We start from the raw sequence: 3,321 nt of genomic DNA on the forward strand, positions 1-3,321 counted from the left end.
CCGGCATGATCCAGGGCAGTGTCACACGATACGTCACCTGCCACTGGCTGGCACCAAGCGAGCGGGCGGCTTCCTCGAGTTCGGGGGCGAAGGTTTTCAGCCGCGCTGAAACGACAATGATGACATAGGGCAGGGCGAGCGCGACATGGCCGAGCAGGATAGCGTGCAGGCCACGGCCGATACCGACACCAAAGAAGAAGATCAGCATCGCCGTGCCGGTTATCAGCCAGGGAATTGCAATCGGCGGAAAGAGCAGTGCCTCGAAGATCTTCTTGCCCTTGAAATCGTGGCGAAAGAGCGCAATCGACGCGGCCGTGCCAATCGTGGTGGCAATCACGGTTGTGGTCAGCGCGATCTGAACGCTGTTCCATGTCGCCTGGATAAGCTGTGCGTTGGCGGCGAGATCGGCATACCATTTCGTCGTCCACTCGAATGGAAGCTGGTAGAACGGCGAGGCATTGAAGGACATCGCTGCCATTATAAGAATCGGCACGTAGAGGAAAGCGAGCAGCAGGCCGACATAGCTCCGCCCGAGTATTTCGAGAAAGCGCGTCGTTTTCATGATGCGGCCCTCCTTGAGATCGGCGCCGATACGGCGAGTATGGCGAGCACCACTGCCAGAAGGATGAAGGAAAGAGCAGCGCCGAGCGGCCAGTTGAAGACGGCGACGAACTGATCTTCGATGACGGTGCCGTAGAAGGTGCCGGTGCGCCCGCCCAGGATGCGCGGCTCCATGAAGGCGCCCACAACGGGCACGAAAATAAGCACGGCGCCGGCTGTCAGGCCCGGGAGCGCCAGCGGCAGAACAAGCCGGCGCAGCACCTGCATGCGCGAAGCGCCGAGCGAACGCGCTGCCTCCAGCAGCGAATCGTCGATCGCCTGCAAGGTCAGATAGCAGGTCAGAACCATATAGGGCACGTAGGAGTGGACAAGGCCGATAACGACCGCGGGATAGGAGAACATCAGATCGAACTCGACCGGAAACGGCGCCACCGCCTGGACGGCGCGGTCGACGAAACCGCCGGACCGCAGCACCATCGCCCATGAGAAGATGCGCACAAGCCCGTTTGACCAGAACGGCAATATGACGAGCAGGAAGATAGCCTCGCGGGCGCGGCCCTTCAGGACCTTGGCCAGAACATAGGCGGCGGGAAAGCCGATCACCGCGCACCAGAGCGTGACTTCGAGCCCCAACCGCAGTGAAGCCCCGAGCAAAGAAATATAGAGGTCGCGCGAAAAAAAGGCGGCGTAATTTTCGAGCGTGAACGCCCAGTTGCGGCCTGCGAGCGGCATGTCGGTCATGAAGGAGAAGAAGGCCATGGCTGACAGCGGCAGAAAAATCGCTACCGTCAACCACAGATAGGCTGGTGCAAGCAGCGGAAGGGCTGGCACGATGCCGCCCTTTCGTCCCGGTGATGCCCGATCGGCCATGCTTCCCTCCCTCGCAATGCGCCCGTGCCAATGGCCGCTACTGGGCGCCGACCTTGATCTCCTGCCACATTGCCAGATAAGCCTCGCGCTGCTCGTCGGTAACGGGTTCCTGGAACTGAATGCGCTCGGCGAGGGCGGGATCGCCCATTACCGCACGATTGAAGGCATCGTCGGGAAGGGCGGCAAGCGCCTTCTCATTGGCGGAGACGGGAGCGCCCACCTTCGTCACCCATTCGACATAGAACCCGGGATCGAGCATGTAGTTGATGAAGGCTTGTGCGCCCTCGACATTGTCGGATCCGGTCGGAATGGCAAAGCTGTCGAGCCAGGCGACGGCGCCCTCCTCCGGCACGACGAGCCGCACGGGGAGATCGAACTGTGTGGCAGCTCGGTCGGCCGAACCCGACCAGTAAGTGCCGACGTCGATCTGGTCGGCGGCGAGCATCTGGTTCCAGTCGTTCTCCGAGCTCCAGAAGGTGCGGATCTGCGGCATCAGCGAGACGAGCTTCTCACGCACGGCATCCATGTCCTGAACGTCGTTGATATCCTGACCGGTTGCGATGGCACCGAACTGAATCGCCTCGACGGCATCGTCGCGGATGACGACGCGTCCTTTATATGCCTCCTCCCACATCACCTCGATAGAGGTGGGCGGCGTTTCGAAGGAATTGGTGTTGATGGCGAGCGCCGTCAGGCCCCAGACCCACGGCACACCATAGACATCGCCGCCCCGATTCAGCATCGGTGAATTCGCCATATCCTCGCCGATGTCAGCCGCATTGGGAATATTGCCAACGTCGATTGACTGGACGAGTTCCTCGCCGAGCGCCTGTTCCATGAATGCCGCGTTAATCATGACGACGTCGTAAAGGCCGGGATTGGTGCGTAGCTTCGTCAGCATCTCTTGCTCGGAGTTGAAGAAGTCGTTCACGACGGTGTGTCCGGTCGCCTCCTCGAAGGCTGCGACGGCCCAAGGTTCGTCTGCGCCGTAGCCCTTCCAGTTCAGTACGTGAAGCTCGGCGGCCGAAACCGTCGAAGTCAGTGCGACCAGCACGCTGGTCGTGAAAATGGGTGCGATGTATCTCTTCATGGTCGTTCCTCTCTGTCTTTAAAGTCGGGCCGTCTTCCTCCCGCCCGTCTGGCCGGCTTTGGCCTCCTCTTGTCGCGTTTCAAGGAAGGCGCGGATCTCCTGATCGCTCGGGCCGCCCGCGCCGCCCGCCCGCGTTACCGAAAGGGCTGCGGCGGCGTTTGCGTAGCGCACGGCGTCCATCGGTTTTTGGCCGCGGGCCAGCGCGGCAACGAAGGCGCCGATATGTGTATCCCCGGCACCGTTGGTATCGACGGCGGTCACGTTGAAGCCGGGCACCGGGACGTTCTCGCCGCTTTTAAGACAAAGCCACGCGCCGGCCGGTCCGGAGCGCAAGACGAGACCTGCTGCCTGAGGGCAGAGCGCGAGGACAGGCCGGGCGAGCGTTTCGCCCGGAGTGTTGATGCCGGCGATGACCGCTGCCTCGGCCAGATTGCAGCTCAGCCATGTGGTGCGCGCCAGGACGCGTTCAAGCAGCGTGCGTGGGATCGCCTCCACTGCGGGCGTTGGATCGAAGACGAGGGGCACTCCGGCTGGAAGCGCCTCGATCCAGCGCGCCAGGGCGTCGCGGCTGTTGCCGTAGCTCAGAGTGTAGCCCGAAACGAAAACCCAGTCGTCGGCCTCAAGCGTTATGGTTGCGAGCTCGTCATCCGTGTGCCCGCTCTCGGCACCGGGTGAGGACACGAAGGTGCGTTCGGCGTCGTCGGTAACGAGGACCACGCAATCGCCGGTGTCGGTTTCGGGAAATGGATCGGCGAGAATATCGATTCCTTCGGAAAGAAGGGCGCTGCGCAGCATATCGC

General features: G+C 62.1%; 4 protein-coding genes. All 4 read right to left on the reverse strand.

Annotation, left to right across the window (positions count from 1 at the left end; all coding sequences use genetic code 11):
* Positions 1-562, reverse strand: a 562-nt coding sequence (locus tag QZ638_RS22960) for an ABC transporter permease (RefSeq protein ID WP_295815025.1), incomplete at its 3' end; no start/stop codon positions are given.
* On the reverse strand, positions 559-1,431 hold the full coding sequence (locus tag QZ638_RS22965; RefSeq protein ID WP_295815026.1) for an ABC transporter permease: 873 nt from the start codon (positions 1,429-1,431) through the stop codon (positions 559-561). The genes QZ638_RS22960 and QZ638_RS22965, both read right to left, overlap by 4 nt.
* A gap of 37 nt (positions 1,432-1,468) precedes the next feature.
* Positions 1,469-2,521: an extracellular solute-binding protein gene (locus tag QZ638_RS22970; protein ID WP_295815027.1), complete on the reverse strand. Its 1,053-nt coding sequence runs from the start codon at positions 2,519-2,521 to the stop codon at positions 1,469-1,471.
* Positions 2,522-2,539: 18 nt separating this feature from the next.
* Positions 2,540-3,321 (reverse strand): PfkB family carbohydrate kinase (locus tag QZ638_RS22975; RefSeq protein ID WP_295815029.1); only part of this gene is annotated, 782 nt, incomplete at its 5' end.

Source organism: uncultured Nitratireductor sp., assembly GCF_913053745.1.
Classification (GTDB): domain Bacteria; phylum Pseudomonadota; class Alphaproteobacteria; order Rhizobiales; family Rhizobiaceae; genus Nitratireductor.

Excerpts from the sequence above, each read along its gene's own strand:
- QZ638_RS22965 (WP_295815026.1), bottom strand. The coding sequence starts at position 1,431 with ATGGCCGATCGGGCATCACCGGGACGAAAGGGCGGCATCGTGCCAGCC.
- QZ638_RS22970 (WP_295815027.1), bottom strand. The coding sequence starts at position 2,521 with ATGAAGAGATACATCGCACCCATTTTCACGACCAGCGTGCTGGTCGCA.